The sequence below is a fragment of the Ureibacillus manganicus DSM 26584 genome (genome assembly GCF_000772945.1).
In the GTDB taxonomy this organism is placed as follows: Bacteria; Bacillota; Bacilli; order Bacillales_A; family Planococcaceae; genus Ureibacillus; species Ureibacillus manganicus.
Window position 1 is genome coordinate 36,469 of the sequence record NZ_JPVN01000018.1, and the last position, 22,465, is coordinate 58,933.

Genomic DNA, 22,465 nt, shown 5'->3' on the forward strand with positions numbered 1-22,465 from the left:
TGATAGAAATATTATATAAAAGAAACTAATTACAAAATATTGTATTTTTTGAGAATAATTTATGACTATTTCATTTATATTTCTTTTTTCAGTTTTCTTTAATATCCCTTTTGTTATAATTAAAATATATAAAAAAGGAGGAGTATTGTATGACTCAATACAAAAGTATCGTAGTAGCAGTAGATGGTTCTAAGGAAGCAGAATATGCATTTAAAAAAGCGGTCGAAGTAGCAAAACGTAATGATGAATCAAAACTTAACTTAGTAAACGTGATTGACACACGTTCATTTGCTGCTATTGAAGCATATGATCGTTCAATTGCTGAACGCGCTCAAGGTTTTTCAGAAGAATTATTAAATGGATATAAAAAACAAGCTGAAGATGCTGGCGTTAAAAATGTAAATGTGATAATTGAGTATGGTTCTCCAAAAGCAATCATTACAAAAGAACTTTCAAAAGTTGTTGAAGCTGACTTAATCGTTTGTGGTGCTACTGGTCTTAATGCTGTTGAACGTTTCTTAATCGGATCTGTTTCAGAAGCTATCGTTCGCTCTGCAAAATGTGATGTATTAGTAGTTCGTACTCCTGACACTGAAGAATAATATTAACTACTCTAGGCGTGGGCAACAGTGTTCAAGCCAAAAGAAAACCCAAACTATTTACGAATTAAATTGTAAAAGCTTGGGTTTTTTTATTTATTTCATTTTAACATTATTGTAGTTGTATTATTTATTGTCCTTCCAAATTCGGACCTTTTCAAAAAATGCAGCTAACGCTTGTTTATTTGACATACTTGGGACTTTTGCTAAAAGTACTTCACGAGGAGCTCGGTGTACTTTACTTTGTTTTTGGAGTATTAAAATACTTTTTTCTAATGTCTTATTTGCAAATAATCCATCTGGCAATTGAATAACAGCTTGAATCCAAGCATTCTTTTTCAAATATTTATGTAATTCTTTCGATTGCTCTGACTCAAAAAGATTCACTGGGACTAAGAAAAATAAGAAAGCTCCCTCTTTGGAATAATTAATCGATTGTTCGATAAATAAATGGTGAGCATAGCTCATTCCCTCGAGTGCACACAATTCATAATCTACTGCTACATCTTCGTTTGGATAGTAACCAACTGGCAAGTCACTAACTACTACATCCACAGGGTCGACCAACATTTTTTGTAATGCATCCTGATGGTAAAGCATTAATGGTTGTTGCGTTAGTTCAGCAGTATCCGCAGCAAGACGAATCAACATTTCATCAACTTCAATACCAGTAGAGAATGTTTTACCGTCCAACATGTTCATTACAGTTAATAATAAGTTTCCTGTACCTACTGCAGGATCCAGTATAGAAACAGGGCCATCTTTTAGCTTTTCTTCCATAAACTGTTCCACAAAATATCCAACTAACAATCCTAGGGTATCAGGTGTCATTTGGTGATTCGGTTGAGAGGACTTTCTCATTCCTTTTAAAATCGCTAATTGAATCGCTTTTCGAATGTCTTCTTTTGAAGCGTCTTTGAAAGTCCAATCGATTTTTTCATCTAACACATCTTCAAGGGTAAGTAGCACCCCTTCTAAATATGTAGATTCATTTTTTTGTTCGTATTGCTCTGATTTTTCATTGATAAAAGAAAAGATTTGTTCTAATTTTTCCATAGCTTACTCCTTTGAAGTGAACAACCCACTCGTAAAATTCTAGTCGAGTGGGTTACTTTAAGAATACCAGACAAAAGCTACAATTACTTTAACTTTGAATGTTATGACAAATTATTCCGCTAGTGCAGCTTTTACAGCATCAATAGCTGCTTCATAATTAGGATGACTTGTACCTTCTGGAACGTATTCAACATATGTTACTTGACCTTCACGGTTGATAACGAATACAGCACGAGCAAGTAAACGATTTTCTTTCATATACACACCATATGCTTCACCAAAAGACAATTCTCTGTAGTCTGAAACAGTGTGCACCCCATCAATTCCTGCAGCTGCGCACCAACGTCTTTGTGCAAATGGTAAATCGACAGAAACTGTATAAAATGCAACATCTCCATCGATACTCGCTACTTCTTCGTTAAAACGACGAGTTTCCGCATCACATACACCAGTATCTAATGAAGGAACAGATGCGATCAATCTAACTTTTCCTTCTGAATCTTTTAATGTAACTGGTGACATATCATTTGCTAATACTGTAAAGTCTGGTGCTTGATCACCAACTTTTACTTCATTTCCTACTAATGTGACAGGTTTGTTAATAAATGTTACTTGTACCATTTTGTTCGCCTCCCTTTCTGTAATCATCTTACTAGAAGATATTTCACCATTGCAAATAAGACAGCTTACTAATGGTAAAAATCAGCCAACACTTTGAGTAGTCAAGGTGACTTTTTGATTCATTTCATTTTTCTTTTTAACAAAGACATTTTCCTGTATTACAACTGTATCTGCAAAGTAGTCTGCCAAACTGTTGTTCTTTGGCATAAAAATCACTAATACATATAAAATCCAAATTGTGTTATTGATAAATCTTCCGATTAGCTCCCGAAATACAACTGTACCCCAATCTAAATTTTCTCCATTTACCTTTTGTACTTTTAATCCGAAAATCATTTTTCCTAATGTTTGTCCAAGATACTTTGTCATCAGTATAAAATAGCCATAATAAAAGATAGCTGAAATAATTGTAATTGGTGCAAAGTAACGAACATCTGATAAACTCCAATTAAAAACTTTGAAGATTGGATAAACGACGATACCGATAATGGCTGATACAATTCCTTGGTCTATTATAAAAGCAAAGAAACGCATCCAAAAGCCTACAGTTTTTTCTTCATATTCTTCCGATGGAGTATCCAGTATATTTTGTTGAACTTCATGGGAGAGGTTTATTCCACTATTGTCTTCAATTGTCATACATAACCCTCCTTAAAATTCTCCATATAAATACATTAATCTTGGTGAATTAGATGAATTCATAATTTTTGTAAGCATTTGTTGCTCAGCTGAAGGTCCAAATAGAGAATTGACTTTCATGCCTATGAAAGAACGTAATCCGCCTGTTTCAGCACTATATTCAAGGAGTGTTGCATTTTGTAATCCATAATCGTTACGTAAACTTGCAATGACATCTTCTAAACCACCTAATTCGTCTACTAATCCAGCTCTAACCGCTTGAGAGCCACCTAATATTCGTCCATCAGCTACTGCTTTAACATCTGCTTCACTCATACCACGACCTTCTTCAACTACGTCTACAAATACTTCGTAGGAATCATTGATCATTTCTTGCATCATTGCTTTTTCTTCTTCAGTGGTTGGTCTTGTTCCACTAAACATGTCTTTATGCTCGCCTGACTTAATTGTTTCAAATTCAACGCCAAAGTTTTCTGCTAGCTTAGAAAAATTGTAGCCTGACATTATGACACCTATAGAACCTGTTATCGTTTCTCTATGGGCATAGATTTTATCTGCTGGTGCTGCGATATAATAACCACCTGATGCTGCCATAGATCCCATAGAGACATAAATAGGAATATTTCTTTCTTTCTTAATCTGAACTAATTTCTTATGAATTTCTGCTGACTCTATGGCTCCTCCGCCTGGTGAGTTTACTGATATTACTACTGCTTGTACAGTTGGATCTTGTAAAATCTTATCCAACTGTTTTAAAAACAATTGATGATCATACTCTACTTGAGACCATACTGTTCCAGATCCAACATCTTGAATAACACCATTTACGGTAAGTAATGCAATCTTTTCTGTAATACTTCCACTTTCAAGCACATTTTCTTTTAACGGTAAATCAGTCCCCTCAGTAACACTTGAGACTAAGTCAGAACTAAAAAATCCTATAACAGCATTTAGTCCGACTGAGAAGATAAATAAAAATGTTGCAATAATAATTGCAATCCACCTTTTCGTATTCATTTACAGCTTTCCCTCCTTATTACTTTTTACGAATTTGGATTGTAAATGTTTCAGAAATTTTCAAACAAGCTTGAAAAAAGGCTGTTCAGATAATTGAATTCATCTGAACAGCCATACTAATACTATTTCCCAAGAAATTATTATTTTTCTAATAAATTAAATTCTTTTTGTCTAAGTTCTATACGGCGAATTTTTCCCGATGCAGTTTTAGGCAATTCGTCGATGAATTCAATTGCTCTCGGATATTTATACGGAGCCGTAATTGTTTTAACATGGTCTTGTAGTTCCGTGATAATTGTCGGACTATCTTTTAATTGTGGCTCACGTAAAACAACATATGCTTTTACAATATTACCACGAATTTCATCTGGACTTGCAACTACCGCACACTCTTTTACTGCAGGATGTTTTACAAGTGCATCTTCTACTTCAAAAGGTCCAATCGTGTAACCAGAAGAAACGATGATATCATCACCACGACCTTCAAACCAGAAATATCCGTCTTCATCTTTATATGCACGGTCACCAGTTAAGAACCACTCACCACGATATTGGATTTTTGTTCTTTCTGGATCTTTTAAATACCCTTTAAACAATGCAGGTGTAGAAGAATGTACAGCAATGTCACCTACTTCACCTGGTTTTGTAGGCTCACCTAAGTCATCGATCACTTCTACCAAATTACCAGGAGTTGGTTTACCCATTGACCCTGGTTTAGGTGTCATGTCAATTAAAGTACCAACTAATAGTGTATTTTCAGTTTGGCCATAACCATCACGAACCTGAAGTGAAAATACTTCTAAGAACTTATTAATTACTTCACTATTTAATGGTTCACCAGCTGAAACAGCACTACGTACACTTGATAGGTCATATTTTTCTAATCCATCAACTTTTGCCATTAAACGATATTCTGTTGGCGTACAACATAATACGTTAATTTTTTGATTTTGTAGCAATTGTAAGTAATTTTGAGGATCAAAGCGACCAATATGAACGAATGCAGTTGCACCGCTACCTAGTACAGCTAAGAATGGGCTCCAAATCCACTTTTGCCAACCCGGTGCTGCAGTTGCCCATACTATATCATCCTCTTGTACACCTAACCATTGTGAAGCAGTTGTGCGTAAGTGTGCATAACCCCAGCCATGTGAGTGTACTACACCTTTTGGATTACCAGTTGTTCCACTTGTATAAGAAAGGAATGCAATGTCTGAATCCTTTGTTAGGTTTCCTTCGAATACATCTGAAGCTTGTTCAATTTCTTCTTGCATTGAAATCCACGGACCTTGTGAATTACCAAATACTAATTGTTGTAAACCACTTATATGTTTTACATCATCAAATTGGGATAATTCGTTTTCAAAAGCGATAACAGCTTTTGCTCCAGAGTGTTCAATTCTATAGTCAATATCCTTTGCTCTTAACATTTCAGAACTTGGAATGATTGTAACACCAGCTTTTAGTGCCCCAATATATGTTATGTAAGCTTCTACTGAGCGTGGAACCATTACTAATGCAACATCACCTTTTTGCAAACCACGAGCTGTCAAAACATTTGCCACTTTATTAGCTTTCTTTATTAACTCTTTATACGTAATTTTTTCTATATCTCCATTTTCATGGTGAACCATTAAAGCTAATTTTCCTTCTTTACTTGCAAATCGTTCGATTTCATCTACAATGTTATAGTTTTCTGGAGCCAATAAATCTTCTCTTTTCATCCATACTTCCCCCATTCTAATTTATCTTTTGCAATTTTATATATGATGTTTTTCTAATAAATAGACATTAAACAATAAAGTTTAAACAATAGATGTTTTGTTTTTTTATAAATCACAAAAATTATAACCTAATTATATACCAAGGTTTTAGGAGTAGGTACTATTTTTTTGTGAACTTTTTTATAACAAAAGTTTTCCATGGATAAAATTCTTCTTTAAACAAAAAAATAAGAGCTAGTAGCTTTCGCTACTAGCTCTTACCAGGTCAATTATTGACCTTGAGTACCACGTAATTGTGATTCAGCCATTTGCACTAGGCGTTTAGTGATTTCTCCTCCAACTGATCCGTTAGCACGAGCTGACGCATCTGGTCCGAGTTGAACACCAAACTCTTGTGCGATTTCATACTTCATTTGGTCTAATGCTTGGTTAGCTCCAGGCACTAATAATTTGTTGCTGTTACCGTTGTTGCTTGATGCCATGTCTCTCACCTCCTTGTGCATTTAGATTGTGCCGAAATCATTTTTTAATACACAAAAAGTGAGAGGAAATATGTTCTTCTATTTCTAATTGACTGGTTGAATCATATAACTATTATTTCACCATATGTTAAATGGCATTAAGCTTTAAAGAAGATCTTCAAACTTATCTTCTTTTGGCTTCGTCATTGGGAAAATATATAGTTCACGATTACGAACCGCTCTATCAATCAGTTCATCAAAATCAGTAAAGCTTTCGTAATAATTCACTTTATCGACTTTTGGTTTTGTTTTAGGACTTGCTGGAGTAAAAATTGTACAGCAATCTTCAAATGGTTGAATAGATGTTTCGTACGTTCCGATTTTTTCAGCAATATCAATAATTTCTAATTTATCATAACCGATTAACGGTCTTAAAATTGGTGTTGACGTAACATCATTAATCGCAGTTAAACTTTCTAACGTTTGACTTGCAACTTGTCCTAAACTTTCTCCAGTTACAATACCTAATGCATTAATTTCTTCGCGAACTTTGTCAGCAATTTTCATCATCATTCTTCTAGTTATAGTCATTAGCGTATTCTCAGGAACTCGGTCTCTAATAAGTACTTGAATCTCAGTAAATGGAATGACGTGTAAACGTATTTTATAACCAAATTTTGATAACTCATTGGCAAGTACTTTTACTTTTTCTAATGAATTTTGACTAGTGTATGGTGGGCTGAAAAAGTGAATTGCTTCTAATCGAAGTCCTCTTTTCATCATCATATAACCAGCCACTGGACTATCAATTCCACCTGACAACATTAATAGCGATTTACCGTTTGAGCCAACCGGCATACCACCAGCACCATATATTACTTGTGCCATCATATAAATCGCATCCTTACGAACTTCGATACGTAATTCTACATCTGGTTTACGTACTTGTACGCTAAGATTCTGGAAGTGACTTAAAACTGCTCCTCCAATTTCACGTTGAATTTCGTGAGTTTCAAATGGAAATGACTTATCTGATCGTTTTACTTCTACTTTAAATGTAATTTCTTTATTTTTAAAGTCGTCCATAATTTCTCGCGCAAGTGTTTTCATCGCATCTAAATTTTTATCACAAACAGCAACCGGACTAAAGGATTGGATACCAAATACTTTTGGCAATCTTTCCATTAGAATTGTCATTTGCTCGTTATTTTCAATTTGTATATGCATACGATCTCGCTCAGTTTGAATATTTAAAGGAGAAATGTCCTTAAATGTATTACGAATATTATCACGAAGACGATTAATGAATTCTTTCTTATTTCTACCCTTAGTCGATAATTCTCCGTATCTTATTAAAACTTCTTTCCATCTCATAATTAGTTAACTCCTTTTAAGTCCTTCATAACTTTTTTAAATGATTCTTTGAATTGGTTTATTTCTTCATCTGTGTTAAAGGCACCAAAACTTAATCGAATCACTCCATTTTTAAATTTAGGGTTTATATTTAATGCAGTTACTACATGACTTGTCTTCATTTGTTTTGAGGAACAAGCACTTGAAGTAGATACAATAATTCCGAGTTCTTGAAGTGCATTAATTAAAATTTCGCCTTTTAAATCCTTCACACTAAAAGATAAAATATGGTTTGCACCAGAATCCGTTGATAATAAATGAATATATTCACCAAAACTAGTTAAGAATTTCATTAGATCGCATTTCCACTTTTTATATTTGCTTTGTGTAGAAGGTAAATTTTCAATTGCAATCCGCGCCGCTTTTGCAAAAGCAACTGCTTGTGGAACAGCAACTGTACCACTTCTTAACCCAAATTCTTGTCCACCACCAAGAATAAGAGGAACAATGTTCATTTTTCGACGAAAGACAATAACACCAGAACCTTTTAAAGCATGAATTTTATGTCCAGAAACAGTAATGATATCCGGACCATGATCACCGTTAAAAATAATTGGTAATTTACCAAAACTTTGTACAGCATCTACATGGAATATTGCACGGCTATTTGCATGAATTATTTTTGCAGCTTCCTCTATTGGTTGGATTGCACCTATTTCGTTATTTACATGCATAATACTTACAAACACTGTATCTTTTCTAATTTTTTGTTTTAATTCCTCTAGTGAAATTACACCGGCTTCATCAACATGCAAATAATCAATTTCAAATCCTTCCTTCTCTAAGGATTTGACAGCTTCTAAAGTAGATGCATGTTCGATTTCAGATGTAATAATATGCTTTCCTATATGAGTATTTGCTTTAGAAACACCAAATATCGCAAAGTTATTCGATTCCGTACCACCAGCTGTAAAAATGACACTTTTTTCATCCGTATTAAATATTTGTGCAACTTGGCTTCTGGCACGATCTAATAATCCATTCGCTTCCATACCTGCAGCATGTATGGACGCTGGATTTGCATAATATTGCTCATTTACTTTTACAAATGTATCTATTATATCAGGATGCGGCTTTGTTGTCGCACTGTTGTCAAAATATATCATTATATACCAACCTTTTTAATAGTTTTTCCGGGGAATAAGCAGTTTCTATTTTATACTAGGAGTTTCTTACATGCTAATGCCATTTTCTGGTGATTACCTGATATGTAGAAAAAAATGATGGGTACGAACAAGAAATGGCTGTCTAGAATTGAATATCTAGACAGCCCCTATTAGAGCATATAGTAAGTTTCTTAGCTTTATAGATTAAGCTTTAGAGTATAGTTCATTTTGAACAAGTTCTTCTATTCGCTTAATAGCGCCTGGTTCTGCTTGTTCAACAGCAGCAACTGCATCCTCTAGCGCTTTCATGTAACGGAATTGGTGGAAGGCTTCTTCAGCATCCAATAATTTTTCATGAACATCTCTGTTTGACGCCCTATACCTGTTCCCATATTGTATGATTCTTTCGATTAGCATTACGTTTTCAATCATTTCTTTTGCACGTTCATTTACTTCTTCAATACATTGATTTGCATTTTGTAAATTAGAATGTACAACCTTCATATTTAAAGGTACTTCTTGAAGACTTTGCATAACTAAGAATATTTTTTCTTCTGCTTCTTCTAATCGAGCTTCCATTTCTTCTGGAATACCTGGTATATTTGCTTTTTGCAAGTAACGGTCTGTTGTTTGCAATAGTTTTTTCAGAGAGTCTAACTGCTGACGAGCCTTATTTTCATCAATCCGTAAGTTTTTTAGACGATTGGATAATTCTTCTTGTTGGTCTTTTATTTGTTCAATTTCTTCATTGATCTCAATTAATTCTTGTTGCAAACTTGTATATGCAGATTGTTCCTCATTAACTCTAGAAGCCAATATTTCATAACGTTTTTGAATCATTTCTAGCTGCTTCAATCCAACCTTTGGAATTTCAGCTTCTTCTTCAGAAATTCGGTAGGTAGTTTGAACATAAACCGCTTCTTCACTTACTTCTTTTGTTACCCTAATTACATCATTTAATGTTGAATACATATTTTCATAGTTTTTATCGACAAAGTTTTTAGCAATTACTTCTTTTTCAAGAAGATCGTAAAAACTATCGATTTCATCATTAATTTTTTCAATACGTGAAACGACAGTGGCAATATTTAATGCCCTAACTTCTTCGTTCAAATGCTCTAATTCATTTTCTAAATTATCAAGCGCATCATTGAGCTCTAAATGATTTAAATAGTAGGATTGCTCCTCCATTTCTTTCTGACCATTTCTTAAATCATGTATGGCATTAGGGATTTTCGTATGTATCTCCGTAATAACACTAGGAATTTCATTTATGAAATAATCTAATGCTTCCGCATCTGCATTTAATGACAACACAATTTCTCTTGCTTGAAGATAATTACCTTCCTGTGTTAACATTTCATACTCATTAAATCTCTCAGGAATTTCTTCAAGTATTGTTTCTAGACTTGCTAATGCATGTCCAAAAGAATATGGGTGTGCAAGCAATGTTTTGCGTGCGGAGCGATAATAATCTTTTAGTTGTTCTATTTCAATACGATTTTTTTCTTCACTGCCAACTAATTCTTCTAATTCTGTAATGATTTGATCTTTTGTTTTCAAGCATTTTTTCAAGTATTCTTCTAGTTCTTTTTCAACTTTAGATGCCTTTTTGAAATTGAATCGATCGATATAATCCTCGGCATCAAATAACATTGAATCCATTTTAATAATGTGAACATCGATTACTTCTGTCCATTGGTCGCGCCAATTTTCAAAAAGTTTTTCCGTTTCTCCGTTCATATTCAACGTTTTTACTTTCGTTAGTTCCTCAAAAATTGGATAATGCTGAACTTGTAACTTTTCTTTTTCTAATCGCTGTATAACGACATTATGTTTACGTCTCATCATGAGACCTGCAATTAATAATGCTATTAGTACGATGACAATAATGATGATATAATCCATCGTAAGCCCCCTATTCCAAATCACACAAATCGGCTAGTTCGTAACTATAATATACCATGTTTTGTTTCATTTGTTGAATAAATTAAAGGAATTTAATTAAGGTTTAACTTATCTTTTGCAAAAGGAGGAATTTTCAGGTGAAAAGAGACGGTCATATTCATACACCATTTTGTCCCCATGGTACAACTGATTCTTTAGTGCAATACGTTGAAAAAGCCATTGAATCAGGTTTTTCAGAAATTACTTTTACGGAACATGCACCTTTACCTACAAATTTTTTAGATCCTACCCCTGATAAGGACAGCGGAATGGACCCAAAGCTACTTAAATCTTATATTGAAAATGTCACCGAAATAAAATCTACATTCGCTAGTAAAATTAAAATTAATATTGGATTAGAAATCGACTATATTCCAGGTTACGAAACTGAAACTATAGCATTTTTAAATATTGTCGGACCATTATTAGATGATGCAATTCTATCAGTGCACTTCCTTAAATGGGAAAATGAATACTGTTGTATCGATTACTCTAAGGAAGTATTTTTAGATTTTGCTAAAAAAGTAGGAAGTGTCGATGCAGTATATGATTTATACTATGAAACTGTAAGAAAATCAATTGAGGTTAATCTTGGAAAATACAAACCAAGACGAATTGGACATCCAACACTTATCCATAAATTCCAACTTGCACACGGTGTAAAAATCGATGATACGAATAACATTAAAGAAATTTTACTCCTTATGAAAGAAAAAGGATATGAACTGGATTTAAATAGTGCTGGGTTAAGTAAAGTAGATTGCCAAGAACCTTATCCACCATTACCTATGATAGAATATGCAAGGTCAATTGAACTACCAATGGTGTTCGGTTCTGATGCACATAGTGTAAAAGATTTACATCAACATTATGAACTTATTATGAAATAAAGGAGAAAGTATATGTTTACTAAACTTAGCTATCAAGGTTCATTACTAGAACAATACGAGCAAGTAGCAAAACAACTTAACGCATTACTAGACGGTGAAAAAGATGTTATTGCAAATTTAAGTAATGCTTCTGCATTATTAAACCAATTTTTAGATGAAATTAATTGGGTTGGCTTTTATTTAATGAAAGATGGTGAACTTGTTTTAGGTCCATTCCAAGGTTTACCTGCGTGTGTGCGCATCGCTGTAGGAAAAGGTGTTTGTGGAACTGCCGTATCGAAAAAAGAAACAATTGTTGTAGAAGATGTTCATAAATTCCCTGGTCACATCGCTTGTGATGCTGCTTCAAATTCTGAAATTGTTATACCTATTATTAAGAATGAAGAAGTAATTGGAGTACTAGATATCGATAGTCCCATTAAAAATCGTTTCTCTGATGAAGATCGAGTTGGACTAGAAAAGGTAATGGAAGTATTAATTAAACATTTGTAATTAGTAAATGGCTGTTTTAAAAGTTACACTTTCAAAACAGCCATTCTATTTTTTATAGCGATTTTTCTAATTCTTCATCATATACATAAACTTGGTTTTTACCGTTATTTTTTGAATAATACAATGCAGTATCTGCTTGTAAAAAGATTGTTTGAAAATCAGGACGGTTATCCATATGCCAAACAATAAGTCCAGCTGAAGTTGTTACGGTTGGATTTGTCACCTTTGGTATTGATTCTACTATGTTTTTAGCCAAACGAACGGATTCATCATCTAGAATGTTCGGTACATAAACCGCCATTTCTTCTCCACCCCACCGAGCGCAAACTCCTCTTGTACCTACAATCGTATGTAATAATTGGCCGATTTGTATTAATACTTCATCACCTACGTGATGTCCATAAGAATCATTCACCCGTTTAAAGTTATCAATATCGATTAGTAAAAACATACCAGAGTCATCTGTTTTTAATGATTTTTCTACAAAATTATCTAAATAACTTCTTGCATATAACTTTGTTAAATGATCGTGGTCAACCATTTTTTGTAGTTGACTTCGAAGCATTGAGTTTGCAATTGCTAATGATGAATGATGAATAAGAGATTGCATTAACTTATAGCTATCGAATGAGAAAAAGTAAGCTTCACTATGTAATACAATACTAAATCCATAAATTCTTTGTTCAACAATCATAGGTATCGCCATTAAAGATTTATATGGTACATCTTTTGTTATTAATCGGTTAAAATCAGCGATAAACAAGGAATCGTGCGTTTTACTGAAATGATTCGAAACATAATCGATGTATTTTGATCCTTCAGTCGTTTTAAAGAAATCAGTACTTGCATCGGTTAATTTCACTGTACTATTTTCAAGGAAAACAAAACATAGCTCCATTGGATGAAATGACTTGATTAACTGTTTTTGTAATAGCTTCAACATTTCATTCATGTCTAAATTCATATTTAGCCGATGAGATGTTTCATTTATTAACTGTAAATCACTAATTAAACGATGCGATTGATGATATAATTTTGCATTTTCAAGCGCATTACCAGAAGCATGTGCAAGCATACGTATAAAGTTTTTTTGGGTTTCAGAAAAAACATAAGATATCGGCGCTCTTACTTGTAAAATACCGTATATAGCCTGTCTTCCTTTAATAGGCGCATTTAGCAAATGATAATTTAATTCTTCAACTATTTCTGTTGTAATATTACCAGATACAAACGCTTCTATCGTTGAAGGTCTTTCTGTTAAATAATCGAATTGTTTAATTGGAATACTTGTTTGTCGATCTTGATCATTTGACAGTATTAATTCCACATGGAATGCTGGAAAGTTTTCTTGAATTGTATTTAAAACATTTTCTAAAATAAGATTTATATCCATCGTTGAATGGAACAAATCAGTCATATTGTATAATTTACGGTATTGGTTTTCGTTTAACCTTACCTCATTTGTTTTTCTTAACATTTGTACTATATTAGCCAAGTACATTAATGTATCTTCAAAAAAATCTGATTCAACAAATTCTTTCCATTTCTCACTTTCTTTGATCAAGAGCACACTAAAATTTCTGTTCTGTCCCTTCAAAAGGATCATGTGAGTCATATCTTTAAATTCTTCTTTTTCACTGATAAAGTGAGGTACCTCTACAAGAATTTGTTTTTTAAATAAATTTTCAAATAAAACAGTAGGTATTCCTCTATATTGTAAATCTAAAGACACATGTTCATCGGGACAAATAAGATTTGTTCCTTCGTTTAGAAGAAAATAACTATATTCAATATCAAGGTGACTTTTCAAAGAGTTTCTTAATAGTTCAAATTGACTATGATTGATAGAAAGTTCATCTACAGATTCCACACATATTGCAAGTAAATCTGACTTAAAATGAATAATAGATTGCTGATGCACTTTCATAAAAACCACCTTTTCTCATAGTAAGTGGGACAAAATTATTATAACAATTAACTAAAGTTAAATTATACACTTATTGAGTCTAATTGACTATAAAATTTTGACAATTCGTTTCCATAATTAATTATTATTGTACAACTTTTACTAAACCCAAGTGAATATAGTTCATATAATTGTTGTATTATTTAATTTAGAAGTTATATTATTTCTTGACTCAAACCTATAATGATTATACAATGTTCTTTGTGTAAAATGAATGCAGCAGTTGTATAAGCTAGTTTGTATTTTATTCCTCTAAAATCTTTAGACGGTGTATTGTGTAACCCTGTACGGCTGCAAGGGCGAAGATACATGAAAATAAAATGCCCATTAGTATCGGGTACAACTGGTTTTCTTTGAACACAAAAAAACCAAATTTAAAGGAGGAGACACTCTATGTCTCGTTATACAGGTCCATCTTGGAAACTTTCTCGTCGCCTTGGTATTTCATTAAGCGGCACAGGTAAAGAATTAGAAAAACGCCCTTATGCACCAGGTCAACACGGTCCAAACCAACGTAAAAAATTATCTGAATATGGTTTACAATTACAAGAAAAACAAAAACTTCGCCACATGTATGGTATGAGCGAACGTCAATTCAAAAACCTTTTCGATAAAGCTGTAAAAATGAAAGGTGTAGCTGGTGAAAACTTCATGATCCTTCTTGAAACTCGCCTTGACAACCTTGTTTACCGTTTAGGTTTAGCTCGTACTCGTCGTGCAGCTCGTCAATTAGTTAACCATGGTCACGTTTTAGTTGATGGTAAACGTGTAGACATCCCTTCATTCAGCGTAAAACCAGGTCAAACGATTTCTCTACGTGAAAAATCTCAAAACCTAGCTGTTATTTCTGAAGCAATCGAAGTAAACAACTTCGTTCCAGAATACTTAACATTCGACGCTGACACAAAAGTAGGTACTTTTGTACGTCTTCCAGAGCGTTCTGAATTATCTGCTGAAATTAACGAAGCATTCATCGTTGAGTTCTACTCTCGTTAATTAAATTGCTTCCTTAGAAGCATTCAAAAAACCCTAGAAATGTTGATTATACATCAACCTTCTAGGGTTTATTTATTTTTTGTGTAGTTCTATCAATTTAGGTAGTTTAAAACCCTGCCAACGACTTCTTCGCCTGCATGAACCCATCTATTTTTATTAATAATAGGAGCATCCTTATCCAAAGGTTCTTGGAACTGACTAAATCCAGTGGCATCAAGTAAAGAATTCTCATCAAAATCTAGACCACAATGGACTACATGTTTGATGACATAAGGAGTTTGAAATTTTATTTCTGCACTGTATGAATCAAGCTCTCCACTAGTGACTACGAAAGGTAATCTTAAATAGATTGTGTCACAATCTTTTTTTACTAGAATGGAATCAAAGAACCCTCTGTCATATTCCCAATAACCTCCAAGACAAAATCCCTCTTTTTTAAGTTTGTCTCGTAAAAATCCAAATGTCGCCTGTTTTCCATCTAAATCTGTTTGTAATGTTAGCATCGGAAATTTCGCCTCCAATAATTTCTCTTTATAGGATAGACAAAATATTATCTACAAATACATAATTTATCTTTTCGAATATTTTAAGATTTTCATAAATGCACGGGTTTTAAGTGAAGTACTCTAACTTAGCGTCCGGGAAAAATTTCTCCATATATGAATATAGGTGTTCTTTAATATCTTCTTCTTCATCCTTTTGGTAAATATATTTTCCTATCCCATATTTACCCCATTTATATCTTCTTTTTTCTTCGTCTAATTCAAGTTTTGTCATAGGGTAATTTTTTTCAATGACTCTTTTGGCTGGCTTTGTAAAACGATGTTGAATAAATTCAAATGTGAGATCTTTTTTCGCTTCTGATGGTAATTCAGCTGCCAGTCGCTCAAACATCTGATAATACCCATCTTCCCACCCTTCATGGAGATAAATAGGTGCAACAATAAAACCTAACGGGTATCCTGCTCTAGCAACCTTTCCTGCTGCTTCAATCCTTTTCTCTAATGGTGAGGTACCAGGCTCAAAGTTTTTAATGATATAGTTTGCGTTGACGCTAAATCGGAATCGTGTCTTCCCGTTATGCTCTGCATCAAGTAAGTGATCCACATGGTGAAATTTTGTAACAAACCTTAACTTACCAAGTTCAGACTTTCCAAAATGTTCTATTGCACGTTTTAATGTGTGTGTTAAATGGTCAATACCCACAATATCTGAAGTACAGGATGCCTCAAATCTTGTAATCTCAGGCGCCCGTTCTTCCATATATTTGTCTGCTGCCTCCAGAATTTCTTCAACATTTACATAAGTACGTATATACGGCTTACTGCCCATAGTTGTCTGTAAGTAACAATAATGGCAGTGTCCCATACATCCAGTTGCAAAAGGAATAGCATACTCTGCTGAAGGCTTTGAAGTATCAAATTTCAAAGTTTTTCTTATTCCTACTACTAGAGTTGACTTAGCCACACGATATTTTTGAAAATCATTGTCACCAGGGAGATTACGAATTTGATTGTGCGAGGTCGTTTCTCTAATTTCAATATCCATTTTCTTAAATTTTTCTAATAGCTCTTGTCCTAAAGGATAGTCAAGAGCTTTAGGTTCAAAAAATACGAGCCTAGGAGTAAATGGTTTATTCATGTATTTGCCCTCTTAGTTATTTCCATAATAGTATTTATACGCTTCATTTGCTTCTTCTTCTGTTGCATACATTGCAAGTTCATTTGTTATTGGGTAGTAATTTTCATACAAAAAAACTGCTAATTCATCAGAACTTTCAGGGTTATTTACGACAGCAGCTGCTTGTATATTTGCTACATCTTGAGTATGTGGGTTTCTATAGAAAACATAGACAATATCTCCAGCCTGATAGGATTGATTTTCCATAACTTCACCTTTTCTTAAATTTAGTTGATATTAAAATTTTGTCTAAATATATAAATATTATGATTTCTATATTATGGAAAATTTAATTCCTTGTTGGGGATTTGAGCGGGTTTGGGGTGGAATTGAGCGCCTTTTCGTTAGATACGAGCGACTTTTATGCAGAAACGATCAACTTTAGGGGAGATTTGAGCGACTTCCACGGAAGGAGAGTATTTCTTGCCATAAAAAAAGAAATAGGCCGAATCGACCTATTCCTCTGTCTCATTATTAGTTTCTTCTAATTTTTCTACTTTTACATAATTAATTTGGTGATCTTCTTTTTCATAAATTGAAAATGCGTAACCTTCGTAGTGGATAATACTTGCATTTTCTAAATCCATGTCCTGGTTATAATACCAACCACCAATTGTATCGATATCATCATTATTAAAGTCAATTTTAAGTAAATCCTCAATATCATCTAGTAATACACTACTATCGAAGATGTAGATTCCTTCGTCCATAATTCTTACATCTGCGATTTCATCATCATCGAATTCATCATGAATATCTCCAACAATTTCTTCGACAATATCTTCCATAGTTACAAGCCCTGCAGTACCGCCATACTCATCTATAAGAATGGCAATTGGTGTACGTTCTTTTTGCATTCGGACGAGCAAGTCATTTATTGGTATTGAATCAATTACTTTAATGACAGGGTTAATAAATTGCTCTAGATTGAAAGTATCTGGTTTAATGCGATTGTTCATGCCTTGTGTTAGGAAATCTTTAATATTGAGAAAGCCTATTATGTTGTCTCGATCTCCCTCAAATATAGGATAGCGAGTATATCTTTCTTCGGAAACAATAGTTAATAATTCTTCGAAAGAAACATCATTATAGAAACCTACGATTCTCGTTCTAGGAACCATTATTTCCCTAGCAATTCTTTCATCAAATTCAAACACATTATTTACGTAATTTAACTCGTTTTGATTGATTTCTCCACTTTTATAACTCTCTGTAAGTAACAAACGTAATTCTTCTTCTGTATGGGAAAGCTCACTTTCACTAGCGGGCTTCATACCAAAAATTCCTATTAAAACCCTTGCTGAACCATTTAGGAACCAGATGAAAGGGAAAAGAATCTTATAAAATACCATTATTGGTTTTGCAAACATTAATGTTACTTGTTCCGCTTTTTGAATCGCAACAGATTTCGGTGCTAATTCACCAACTACTACGTGGAAAAAGGTTGCCAGTGCAAATGCCCCTGCAATTGTAAAATAATGAACATAGTCTGGGCCAATACCAATTGAATTAAATAAAGGATGCAAGAAGATTTCGAAGGTTGATTCACCAACCATACCAATACCTAATGCTGTTACTGTTATCCCTAATTGACAGGCTGATAAGTACTCATCAAGGTGAGATGTTACATGTTTTGCTGCTTTCGCACCTTTATGCCCTTCTTCCACGAGTTGATCTATACGAGAAGAACGAACTTTAACAATGGCAAACTCTGTTGCTACAAAGAATGCGGTCAAAATAATTAATATTACAAAAATGGTTAAGTTTAAAGCGGTCAACTATTTGTCTTACTTAATGATAAGTAAGACTCCACCTCCTGAATAATAAGTTTTTATTTATAATTTTCGGAATTTTACAAAATCTTAGTGTGTGGTCCCCATCAGAAACACCCCAATTCATTACAATCTAGTAAATAGAATATCGTGAAATCCATGCCAAATCAAACATTCTTGTTTATAAGTCAAAAAATCTCCACTAATAAACATTATAACATTGGATTTTTACTAAAAATTGAAACCAATTTTAGCTCCAATCGTATAGAACCTACCGGATAAGGAATGGAATTAAAAAAGACACAAGTTAAAAAGGTTTTCCCTTTTTACCGTGTCTTTTAGTTAAGCAAAAATTCAGATAAACATATCAAGAACTAATATTCCAATTAATCCAATAATGGAAACAATTGACGTTAGTACTGTCCAAGTTTTAAATGTTTTCCCCATAGACATGTTAAAGTATTCTTTAACAATCCAGAAACCCGCATCGTTAACGTGTGAAAACCCTACACTTCCTGCACCTGCAGCTAAAGTCATTAGTTCAGGACTAGCACCTGTTACAGCAACAATTGGTAATGCAATACCGGCAGCTGTCATACCAGCAACTGTGGCAGATCCTAGTGCAACACGTAATACAGCTCCAATTACCCAAACTAACAAAATTGGTGATAATGTTGTTCCTTCCATAAGGCCAGCAATATATTCATCAATACCGCTATCGAGCAAAACTTGTTTGAACGCACCACCACCAGCGATTATTAATAATATTAGCGCGATACCTGCAGTTGCTTCTGCAAATGAGTTCATAATCTCTTTCATATTTTTACCGCGACTAATCCCAAAAGTAAACATAGCAACGATTACCGAAATTAATAAAGCCGTACTGGACGTTCCAATAAAATCAGTAAATGGACGTATTGGAGAATTAGGAGTTGCAAGTTCTACAACTGATTTAAGTGCAATTAATATTACCGGTAAAATGGCAGTGAAAATACTAGCACCAAAGCCTGGCAGTTCATGTTCTTCAAATTGTTTTGTAGTAAAGAGGCCTTTCGGAATTTCTACTTCCAAATCTTCTTTTTTAAACAATTTTGTAAATAATGGTCCAGCAATAATAATGGCAGGAATCGCAATAATAACACCCCAAATTACTACTTGACCTATATTTGCTCCAAAAATTTCTGCAATTGCTGTTGGACCTGGATGAGGTGGAACAAATCCGTGCATAGTAATCAATGCTGTAATTACAGGAATTCCTATATATAAAATTGGTACACCTGCAGCAACAGCTATCGTAAATACTAATGGTACTAAAATAACAACCCCTGTTTCAAAGAATAAAGCAATCCCTACAATAGAAGCTGTTATAACGGATGCTAATTGAACACGTTTTTTCCCAAAAACTTTTAACATAGTATTGGCTATTCGATAAGCACCACCGGAGTCAGTCATTAATTTCCCTAACACTGCCCCAAAAATAATAACCATCGTTAAACTACCTAATGATGAACCTAACCCACTCTGAACAGAAGCCATTGCATCTGCGGGTGACATTCCTTCTAAAACCCCAACTAATAATGATGCAATAATTAACGAGATAAAAGCGTTTAATTTTAATACCATCATTAATATTAATAAAAGTATAACTCCTATAACAATCGATATTATTGGCATATTTTTCCTCTCTCTAACTTAAGTTTTGCTGCATTTAGCAACTCCTTTGAATTCTTTTATTTCATTTCAGTAGCGATTCTCAATTCTTAGCCTTCTAATAACTCTGCTACTTCTTTTAAGGTTGTTTTTGTTCCAACATTGCCTGGGAAGATGACGTATGCCATACCAGGAAACTTTGAATCTTGACCTGTATACCATACCGGAATTCCAGGTTTAATTTGTCCTGCTACAATGGCATGTTTTACACCTAAGCCATTTGTACCTATGTCACTTGAAGTAATTCCACCTTTAGCAATCATATAACTTGGACGTACTGTTAGACGCCTCACAATACTTGTTACAGCAGAGGAAATTTTAACAGAAAGCAATAGTTCTTCCTCCTGTTTATTTTCACCAAGGTCTAATCGTTCACGTCTTGTATAAACCGTTACTGTTTGTCCTTTAGCAATTAACTCATTTGTTTCATTTATAATGCGTTCCACTTCTTCATTAAATGCTTCTTCATCTAAAACTAAATGTACATCAAATTCGATAAAATGGATGAATTCACATTTTTTAAGTTCTTCAAATTGTTCTGTTGTCTTTTTTACGTGAGAGCCAATCATAATGAGTCCACCATTATTGGTAGCTTCTTTCACTAATTCCGCACGAGTTAATAACGGACGATTTTCTACCCCACCTATTACCTTTGTGAATGCGGCTGCTGAACGGAACATGAACATTTTCCCATTTCGCATCGCGCGAACTAAGGCGATTACAAATACTTTTACATCTAAATAATCCACTGCATTGACAATCACTTTGTTAAAGTCTTTAACTGACATTAATTGCTCAACTAAACCATCGATGTTTAAAGTTCGAATATCAGCAAGAGATAAATAAGTTGCATCTTTTGCTTTATATTTTCCATTTGATTTTTCTTCTGCCCAGTCACCAATGTTGGAAGATTTATATCCAAATGTGCGGTCTTTTGCAAATTCCGTTTCACCCGCAGGTACTAATTCTTCATCGTATTGTACATAATGAGTATTATTGATTGTGTAACGTCCACCCTCTTGGAAAAACGGGATAATTATTTCCCCATCAAAATACTTTTCAGTTAACTTTTCAATAGTATCCTTCAATACTTCTGTTTCCAATGGATAATGGCCGCGCAAAGTAGAATCTCCACGACTAATAATGATGAAATCTTTTCCGGCCTTTTTTGCAACGTTTGATACAACGGTCGCTATTTCACTGTGAACTTTCTCAGTTTCTTCAGATGTAAAGCCGCGTGAATTCGTCAATAGAAAGAATATAGAATTCGCTTCATTAAACCCAGCTTCCACACTTTCCTCTGTCCAATCAGTATAAACAGATACATTATGAACTGTCTGCACACCTGTTGGATCATCGTCTAAAACAACAATTTTTTTGTTCAGTAATGCTAGCTCATTTGCTAACAAATCATTTACTATGTCTTCTTGTGGCAGGGGTAGTAATTTTGAAAATGATTCTTTTACATTTAAATTTGTCATGCTCCTACACTCTCTTTACTTCTACGTTTGCTAATTTCTCATAATATTGGACAATCCCACCATGGTCATCCATAATTTTCCCATCTGCTTTTAAGGCATGGAAAATTTCTAGAAGTTGGCTTGATAATGGTAAAGGCACATCCAATTGATGCGCAGTGTCCATAACATTTGTAATGTCTTTCATATTGATTGACATTGCACCGCCAGGTTTAAAGTTTCTATCTAATATTAAAGGGACTTTCGCATCTAAAACCGCGCTTCCAGCTAATCCTCCGCGGATGGCTTGATACATTTTTTCGATATCGATTCCAGCCTTTGCAGCTAATACTAACGCTTCTGACATGGCTGCAATGTTTAAGTTAACGATAATTTGATTGGCAAGTTTAGCTGTAACACCACTACCGTGATCCCCGACTAACACGATATCTTTCCCAACACCAAGAAGTACATCTTTTACTGAATTAAACACTTCCTCTTTTCCACCTGCCATTATCGATAAAGTTCCGTCAATGGCTTTAGGTTCTCCACCACTTACTGGTGCATCTATAAAATGAACGCCAAATTTAGCAGCTTCTTCTGCCAGTGCAATTGAGTCTACTGGAGAAATTGAACTCATATCTATTATTACTAATCCTTCTTTTGCTGATGTTAGTAATCCATTTTCTCCAAGAACCGTTGACTTTACATGTGGTGCAGCTGGGAGCATAGTGATAACACAATCACAGATCTCTCCCATTTCTAGTACATTACTTGCTTTAGCACCTTCTTCAACAAGAGATTGTACTGCATCTTTGTTGATATCAAATACTAATACTTCAAATCCAGCTTTTAATAAATTTCTAGACATTGGTTTCCCCATAATTCCTAAACCAACAAAACCTACTTTTTTCGCCAT

At 34.0% G+C, this 22,465-nt stretch carries 21 protein-coding genes; 4 read left to right on the plus strand and 17 right to left on the minus strand.

The features are described 5' to 3' along the window. The first annotated feature begins 149 nt into the window (after nucleotides 1-149). Nucleotides 150-602, plus strand: a complete 453-nt coding sequence (locus CD29_RS14140) for a universal stress protein (RefSeq protein WP_036188157.1) — start codon at nucleotides 150-152, stop codon at nucleotides 600-602. Between the two features lie 123 nt (nucleotides 603-725). Here CD29_RS14140 and CD29_RS14145 read toward each other — a convergent pair whose 3' ends face one another. The 9 genes from CD29_RS14145 to ezrA form a co-directional block, all read right to left on the minus strand. After that, on the minus strand, nucleotides 726-1,655 hold the full coding sequence (locus tag CD29_RS14145) for a class I SAM-dependent methyltransferase (protein WP_036188159.1): 930 nt from the start codon (nucleotides 1,653-1,655) through the stop codon (nucleotides 726-728). 111 nt (nucleotides 1,656-1,766) lie between these two features. Beyond that, entirely contained in the window at nucleotides 1,767-2,276 is a 510-nt protein-coding gene (tpx, locus tag CD29_RS14150; RefSeq protein ID WP_036188161.1) for a thiol peroxidase, read from the minus strand. A gap of 81 nt (nucleotides 2,277-2,357) precedes the next feature. Beyond that, the gene (locus tag CD29_RS14155) at nucleotides 2,358-2,915 is read right to left on the minus strand and encodes an RDD family protein (RefSeq protein ID WP_081976276.1); all 558 of its coding nucleotides are present in this window, start codon (nucleotides 2,913-2,915) and stop codon (nucleotides 2,358-2,360) included. A gap of 12 nt (nucleotides 2,916-2,927) precedes the next feature. Then, entirely contained in the window at nucleotides 2,928-3,932 is a 1,005-nt protein-coding gene (gene sppA, locus CD29_RS14160) for a signal peptide peptidase SppA (RefSeq protein WP_036188163.1), read from the minus strand. Nucleotides 3,933-4,072: 140 nt separating this feature from the next. Next, entirely contained in the window at nucleotides 4,073-5,656 is a 1,584-nt protein-coding gene (gene mbcS, locus CD29_RS14165) for an acyl-CoA synthetase MbcS (protein ID WP_036188166.1), read from the minus strand. A gap of 269 nt (nucleotides 5,657-5,925) precedes the next feature. After that, nucleotides 5,926-6,138, minus strand: coding sequence for an alpha/beta-type small acid-soluble spore protein (locus CD29_RS14170; RefSeq protein WP_036188169.1), 213 nt, complete (start codon nucleotides 6,136-6,138; stop codon nucleotides 5,926-5,928). A 144-nt stretch (nucleotides 6,139-6,282) separates the two neighbouring features. Beyond that, the gene (thiI, locus tag CD29_RS14175) at nucleotides 6,283-7,491 is read right to left on the minus strand and encodes a tRNA uracil 4-sulfurtransferase ThiI (protein WP_036188172.1); all 1,209 of its coding nucleotides are present in this window, start codon (nucleotides 7,489-7,491) and stop codon (nucleotides 6,283-6,285) included. A 2-nt stretch (nucleotides 7,492-7,493) separates the two neighbouring features. After that, the gene (locus tag CD29_RS14180) at nucleotides 7,494-8,636 is read right to left on the minus strand and encodes a cysteine desulfurase family protein (protein ID WP_036188175.1); all 1,143 of its coding nucleotides are present in this window, start codon (nucleotides 8,634-8,636) and stop codon (nucleotides 7,494-7,496) included. A gap of 204 nt (nucleotides 8,637-8,840) precedes the next feature. Then, nucleotides 8,841-10,544, minus strand: a complete 1,704-nt coding sequence (gene ezrA, locus CD29_RS14185; protein ID WP_036188178.1) for a septation ring formation regulator EzrA — start codon at nucleotides 10,542-10,544, stop codon at nucleotides 8,841-8,843. Nucleotides 10,545-10,681: 137 nt separating this feature from the next. On the opposite strand from ezrA, the gene hisJ reads away from it, so the two are divergent. Both hisJ and CD29_RS14195 read left to right on the plus strand, forming a co-directional pair. Further along, a complete protein-coding gene (gene hisJ, locus CD29_RS14190) occupies nucleotides 10,682-11,473 on the plus strand; it encodes a histidinol-phosphatase HisJ (RefSeq protein ID WP_036188181.1) in 792 nt (263 codons plus the stop codon). A 12-nt stretch (nucleotides 11,474-11,485) separates the two neighbouring features. After that, nucleotides 11,486-11,965: a GAF domain-containing protein gene (locus tag CD29_RS14195; RefSeq protein WP_036188183.1), complete on the plus strand. Its 480-nt coding sequence runs from the start codon at nucleotides 11,486-11,488 to the stop codon at nucleotides 11,963-11,965. A 52-nt stretch (nucleotides 11,966-12,017) separates the two neighbouring features. Here the strand turns inward: CD29_RS14195 and CD29_RS14200 are convergent, their stop codons facing one another. Further along, complete coding sequence (locus tag CD29_RS14200) at nucleotides 12,018-13,892, minus strand: sensor domain-containing diguanylate cyclase (protein ID WP_036188186.1); 1,875 nt, start codon at nucleotides 13,890-13,892, stop codon at nucleotides 12,018-12,020. 432 nt (nucleotides 13,893-14,324) lie between these two features. Here CD29_RS14200 and rpsD point away from each other — a divergent pair, with 432 nt between their 5' ends. Continuing rightward, complete coding sequence (gene rpsD, locus CD29_RS14205) at nucleotides 14,325-14,927, plus strand: 30S ribosomal protein S4 (RefSeq protein ID WP_036188189.1); 603 nt, start codon at nucleotides 14,325-14,327, stop codon at nucleotides 14,925-14,927. A gap of 92 nt (nucleotides 14,928-15,019) precedes the next feature. Here rpsD and CD29_RS14210 read toward each other — a convergent pair whose 3' ends face one another. From CD29_RS14210 to garR, 7 genes are all read right to left on the minus strand, one after another. After that, a complete protein-coding gene (locus CD29_RS14210; protein ID WP_036188193.1) occupies nucleotides 15,020-15,430 on the minus strand; it encodes a YugN family protein in 411 nt (136 codons plus the stop codon). Between the two features lie 109 nt (nucleotides 15,431-15,539). Continuing rightward, nucleotides 15,540-16,568, minus strand: coding sequence for a spore photoproduct lyase (splB, locus tag CD29_RS14215; RefSeq protein WP_036188194.1), 1,029 nt, complete (start codon nucleotides 16,566-16,568; stop codon nucleotides 15,540-15,542). A gap of 12 nt (nucleotides 16,569-16,580) precedes the next feature. Continuing rightward, entirely contained in the window at nucleotides 16,581-16,814 is a 234-nt protein-coding gene (locus tag CD29_RS14220) for a transcriptional regulator SplA domain-containing protein (RefSeq protein WP_036188197.1), read from the minus strand. 248 nt (nucleotides 16,815-17,062) lie between these two features. Further along, nucleotides 17,063-18,385, minus strand: a complete 1,323-nt coding sequence (locus CD29_RS14225) for a hemolysin family protein (RefSeq protein WP_036188200.1) — start codon at nucleotides 18,383-18,385, stop codon at nucleotides 17,063-17,065. 348 nt (nucleotides 18,386-18,733) lie between these two features. Further along, nucleotides 18,734-20,053, minus strand: a complete 1,320-nt coding sequence (locus CD29_RS14230) for a gluconate:H+ symporter (RefSeq protein ID WP_036188204.1) — start codon at nucleotides 20,051-20,053, stop codon at nucleotides 18,734-18,736. Between the two features lie 86 nt (nucleotides 20,054-20,139). Beyond that, on the minus strand, nucleotides 20,140-21,570 hold the full coding sequence (locus tag CD29_RS14235) for a four-carbon acid sugar kinase family protein (protein ID WP_036188208.1): 1,431 nt from the start codon (nucleotides 21,568-21,570) through the stop codon (nucleotides 20,140-20,142). A 4-nt stretch (nucleotides 21,571-21,574) separates the two neighbouring features. Beyond that, on the minus strand, nucleotides 21,575-22,465 hold the full coding sequence (gene garR, locus CD29_RS14240) for a 2-hydroxy-3-oxopropionate reductase (protein ID WP_036188211.1): 891 nt from the start codon (nucleotides 22,463-22,465) through the stop codon (nucleotides 21,575-21,577).